We start from the raw sequence: 5,336 nt of genomic DNA, 5'->3' as shown, positions 1-5,336 counted from the left end.
TTACGATGTCTTTTAGAACTACTACTTCGAACCCATCTAACATTGGTAGAACCATTTTCTTTAACTGTCGGTTTTCTATGGCTAAGTTTTCCAACAGAATATTTGAGGTCTTTATGCTAGACTTGTCTGCAATTTGTTTCTCTACTTTGTCTACTGCCGTAATGAGTTGGTCAATACTCAACGGTTTAAGAAGGTAATTGCTCGCACTTAAGTTCAAGGCATCAAGCGCATATTTACTAAAGGCTGTTACAAAGACAACTTCAAAATCAAGGGAATCGAATTTTTCCAATAAATCAAAGGCATTACCAAAAGGCATTTCTACGTCTAGAAATACAAGCTGTGGCTTTATAGACTTTATTAAAGTGTACCCTTCGTTAATGTTTTCTGCCTCTCCAAGTAGATCTACATTAGGACAATATTTATCCAAATAGTTTCGAAGCGTTATTCTACTGGCTTCTTCATCTTCTACAAGTATCGCTTTTATTTTAGTCATTGTTTGGTTGGGGAATTACAATTGATACGACGGTACCTGTTCCATCATCGTTTAAATTATTAATGCTTACTTCCAGACTAATATTGTGTAAACTTTTAAATAATTCAACGCGTTCGCCAATATTTTTGAGTGCGGTACTTTTGTTTTTTTTCTGGTTCTTCGTTTTTACTTGTTCACTCTTCTTTCTTCCAATACCATCATCTTGTATCGTAACAAGTAATTTTTTGTTGGACTTTTTTAATGAAACTAAAAGCTCTCCTTTAGATTCTTTATAACGTAATCCATGCCAAATCGAATTTTCTATGTAAGGCTGAATCAACATAGTCGGTAGAACAATTTCTTCGTCATCTAAATCATCATCTATATCTATTTTATAAGAGAATTTATCCTGAAACCGAAAGTGTTCTAATTCAACATATATTTTGATAATTTCTAATTCTTTATTTAACGAGATAAAATCATGTTCCGAGTTTTCCATGACAGTTCTCATTAAAGTGGAGAATTCGCTCAAGAATTTATTTGCAGATTTTTCGTCACTCACAGAAATAAAACTGTTTACCGAATTGAGCGCATTAAAAATAAAATGAGGATTCATTTGCGAACGCAACGATCTAAGCGCTAATTGCTGATTAGCAATTCTTCTTTGTTTGGATACACGAATTATATAGATTAGAGAAGCCAGACCAATTGCGAGTAAAGTACAAAGTGAGATAATCAAGAGTTTTTGGAAGCCAACTAAGTCTTCTTTCAAATCCCCCTCTCGCATTAAATGATAGATCGTGTTTTCAGACATTTCTACATCTTTTTGCAACACTTCTATTTCTAGAATATTCTGATATCCAATTTCACCCAACTCCTGTGATTTCTGTTCTAGAGAGGATAGTCGATTTTTTATGGTGTCTGATAACTCATCAAAATTTAAATAATACTCTAAAGCCTTCTTATTATTCTGTTGATTTTTTAAATGGATAGCCATTTGTTTGACTACTTCTATCTCATTGTAATCAATAAGATTATAAGATATGTTTGAGAAATATCGATCCAGTGAAAGTTCTGTTTTAGTTAAATTGCTATCTCTGAAATAAGTTTGGGCCAAGCGTAAATTTTCTAAACCGTCGTTCACAAAACTTAATGCTGAATTCCTAACCGATAGTTCTTCTGAAGTAAGATTCTGTTTCCGAAGGGCTTTTGTAACGATTTCTTTATTCTGCGAAAACTGACTTGATTCTATGCCAGCTGTAATTTGGTTAGGCATGGATAAATTATAGAATGCTAATCCTTCTGCCGTATTACCAAGTGATATTTGACAAGCTGCTAGTCTGGAATAGCATATTCTTTTTTGAAGTTCGTTGTTCTCTTTTGTTTCAACTTTAAGCAGACGCTCATAATGTACTATTGCCTCTTTATAGTTTTCTAGGGCATAAAGGTTTTGGGCAATTTGGTAATCGATCTTCTTTGTTTTGAGACTGTTTTTGTCAATGTTTTTATAGATTTCAAATTGTTCATTTGACGTTTTATAATTCCCTAGCTGTATGTGTATCTCGGCTAAGTCCAGATAGTATTGAGCCGGTATTTCGTACCTGGGAGATATATCTGTTAGTTTACCCAGTTGCTTGGACGAATAACTTTCTTCGGCCAAGTGCATAAAATGCAATGCTAATTTGGGTTGATGTAATGCCTTATATGCTCTGCCAAGTAGGCTGTACGCAAAGGTAATGGAGCCTTCTAAGTTTTCTGTTATGGCCAGTTTTACAATTTGGTCAAGCTCTTGAATTGATTCATCGGGGGATGATTCGATCTTAGATTCGACCGCAACCAAATCGGAATATGTTTGGATATCAAGTTCTAATATTACCTCTTGCTTGCTCTTCCTTTCGATGCTTTTTTTATTCCCTCCGAATGAAGAAAAAGAACCGAGCATTAGCAGCGTGAAAACAAAAAAAAGTGTCCTGGTCATTTTATAAATGTAATCAAATCATATTCATTTCTAAATCTGATATTTTTTAAAATCTCTTTATTATCGGGTGTTTGGGCCTGTTTTGTAATCCATTCTAAGTGAGTTGTGCTGTTCCCTAACTCAGACTTGCTGTTCCCTAAATGTTCATTTTTTCCACTCTTTCTTAGGCATAGATTTATCCTTATTAATTAAAAAGTATAGATATGAAAACGGAAATTAAAATGGTTGGGTTGTTACTACTAACCTTGTTATTTGCTTGTACACAGAAAGAGAATAGGGTAAATGTTATAGAGACAACGGAACGTGCGATAAAGGATTCGGTTTCTGTGGATGAAAAAAAAGAAAGAAAGAAAATAAAAATCGCGATTCTTCTCGATACCTCCAATAGCATGGATGGGCTGATAGAACAGGCAAAGAATCAATTGTGGAAAATTGTAAACCAACTGGCCAAAGCAACAGACAATAAAGGTGAGGACCCAGATATAGAGTTTGCTCTTTATCAATATGGTAACGATAATCTTTCAATACTAGACGGGTATGTAGAACAGATAAGTCCGTTTACCTCGGAGCTCGACGAGATTTCTGAAAAATTATTTGCCCTCACAACCACGGGTGGATCTGAATATTGCGGAAGGGTTATTAAGACTTCGCTTCAGGAGTTGACTTGGACGGATAATAAAGAAGATTTACAGTTAATATTCATTGCCGGAAACGAAGGTTTTGATCAGGGAGGAGTTAATTACGAGAAGGCAAGTGCTCTTGCAAATAATCAACATGTTACGGTGAATACAATTTTCTGCGGCGACTATAACAGAGGGATAGATACTTTTTGGAAACATGGGGCTGATTTGGGCCAAGGAAAGTATATGAATATTGATCATGATGCACAAATAGTACACATCAGCTCACCTTACGATCAAGGTATTTCCAATTTAAATGTAAAGCTTAATAAGACCTATCTCCCTTATGGCAGCCAGGGAAGGAGTAAGAAAGAGAAACAGATAAGAGAGGATGCAAATGCCAGTAGTTATGGCGAAGTAAATGCTGTAAAACGGATAATGTCGAAGAGCAGCAAAGTCTATAAAAATGCTACGTGGGACCTTGTTGATGCATCTAGTCGTAGTGGTTTTGATTTATCTGAAATTGAAAATGAAAGCCTTCCTGATACTATGAGAACCATGAGTTTGGAGGAAAAAGGGGCCTATCTATTTGAATATATAGAACAACGGAAAAAGGTGAAAGGAGAAATATTGAACCTAAAGAAGAAGCGAGAACAGTTTGTAGCCAAAGTGAAATTAGAGAAAGCAAAAGATGGAAAAGTACAGCTAGATGATGCAATTATTTCTTCGATAGTTGAGCAAGCTGAAGCAAAGTCTTTTCAATTCGAAAATAATTTAAACTAAGATATACTCTATGCTTAAATATTTAGTAATGTCACTTCTTGTTTTTCTAATGTTTAGCTCAATATCTAGTGCGCAATCGGGCGTTGGAGTGATAGCAAAATCAAAGGGTGAAGAGGCTTTTAAGTTTTGTGTTCAGAATAAGATGGATACAACCTATTGCATATTTGTTGATCTGAATATTCATTCTGGAAAGAATAGAATGTTTGTCTGGGATTTTAACTCGAATAGTTTTCTTAGAAAATCATTATGCAGTCATGGTAGTTGCAATGGAGTTACGGGCCCCGGGTATTCCTATCAGGAAGCAGTTGTAAACAATGTATCGCAAAGTTATTGTAGTTCTATTGGGAAGTATAAAATAGGAAAAAGGGGCTACAGCAATTGGGGTACAAATGTAAATTACAAGTTGCATGGTCTAGAAAAAACCAATAGCAATGCCTACAAGCGAATTATCGTTTTGCACTCTTATGTTGGGGTTGAAGAAGAAGAGATTTCTCCAGACTATTTAGTTACCAGTTGGGGGTGCCCAATGGTATCTAATAATACAATGTATTATCTGGATAAGAAATTAAAACGCACGTCTAAACCGGTCTTACTGTGGATATATAAATAACATTATAAACGAATAAAACTAAAACAATGAAAAAACAATTATTATGTAAAAAAGGAGCCTTGATACTGGCGATGCTGCTTGCCTTTATCAACATCGCAACCGCGAAATACAATTATAAAAGCGGAGATATAATTTTCCAAACCGATCAATCTCACCAAAGTAAGGCCGTTCAACTTGCAACACATTCAAGGTTCAGTCATGTCGGAATTATCTTTAATACCGCGGAAGGTATAATGGTTTATGAAGCGGTTCAACCTGTTAGAATTACTCCAATTAATGAATGGATAAAGGGCGGAAAGGGCGGTGCGTACGTTGTACGTAGATTAAAGAATTCAGAGAATATTTTAACGAAGGCCGCTGTGCAAAAAATGAAGGCGGTTGGAGATAAATATCTAGGTAAAGACTATGATGCATTTTTTGAGTGGAGTGATTCACGAATTTATTGTTCGGAGTTGGTATGGAAGATATATAAGAAGGCGTTGGGACTAGAAATAGGAGAATTACAGGAGTTGAGGAGCTTTGATTTAAAGCATAAGGAGGTGCAACGAATAATGAATTATCGGTATGGAGATAATATCCCATATAACGAAAAAGTGATTTCTCCAGAAGCGATGTTTAAGTCGAATCTTCTTATAACAGTTGGAGGGAAGGGGTATGATTTGTAAGAAAACTCAATCAATATGGATTGTTGTTATAATCGCATTGATGCCAATAATTTCAAATGGGCAAACAAGAATGATTCATGTTTTTACAGCTTTATGCGACAACGAAAATCAAGGAATTGTACCCGTTCCGAGTTTAATAGGTAATGGAAAGGATGTTAGAAATAATTTGTACTGGGGCGCTGGTTATGGCGTGAAGTCATTTTTGAAG

Annotated in this window: 6 protein-coding genes; 4 read left to right on the top strand and 2 right to left on the bottom strand. The window is 35.4% G+C overall.

From position 1 onward, the window contains the following. Together HRT72_03095 and HRT72_03090 are read right to left on the bottom strand one after the other, a co-directional pair. On the bottom strand, positions 1–493 hold a 493-nt coding region (locus HRT72_03095; GenBank protein NQY66696.1), incomplete at its 3' end, for a response regulator. Beyond that, positions 486–2,450, bottom strand: coding sequence for a histidine kinase (locus HRT72_03090; protein NQY66695.1), 1,965 nt, complete (start codon positions 2,448–2,450; stop codon positions 486–488). The genes HRT72_03090 and HRT72_03095, both read right to left, overlap by 8 nt. Before the next feature lie 203 nt (positions 2,451–2,653). On the opposite strand from HRT72_03090, the gene HRT72_03085 reads away from it, so the two are divergent. From HRT72_03085 to HRT72_03070, 4 genes are all read left to right on the top strand, one after another. Further along, the gene (locus tag HRT72_03085) at positions 2,654–3,853 is read left to right on the top strand and encodes a VWA domain-containing protein (GenBank protein ID NQY66694.1); all 1,200 of its coding nucleotides are present in this window, start codon (positions 2,654–2,656) and stop codon (positions 3,851–3,853) included. A 10-nt stretch (positions 3,854–3,863) separates the two neighbouring features. Then, the gene (locus tag HRT72_03080; GenBank protein ID NQY66693.1) at positions 3,864–4,463 is read left to right on the top strand and encodes a murein L,D-transpeptidase catalytic domain family protein; all 600 of its coding nucleotides are present in this window, start codon (positions 3,864–3,866) and stop codon (positions 4,461–4,463) included. Positions 4,464–4,489: 26 nt separating this feature from the next. Continuing rightward, the gene (locus HRT72_03075) at positions 4,490–5,128 is read left to right on the top strand and encodes a YiiX family permuted papain-like enzyme (protein NQY66692.1); all 639 of its coding nucleotides are present in this window, start codon (positions 4,490–4,492) and stop codon (positions 5,126–5,128) included. After that, positions 5,118–5,336, top strand: a 219-nt coding sequence (locus HRT72_03070) for a hypothetical protein (protein ID NQY66691.1), incomplete at its 3' end; no start/stop codon positions are given. The genes HRT72_03075 and HRT72_03070, both read left to right, overlap by 11 nt.

This window comes from Flavobacteriales bacterium (assembly GCA_013214975.1).
GTDB lineage: Bacteria > Bacteroidota > Bacteroidia > DT-38 > DT-38 > DT-38.
The sequence above is the reverse complement of the archived record's forward strand: the minus strand, read 5'-3'. Positions and strand labels throughout refer to the sequence as shown.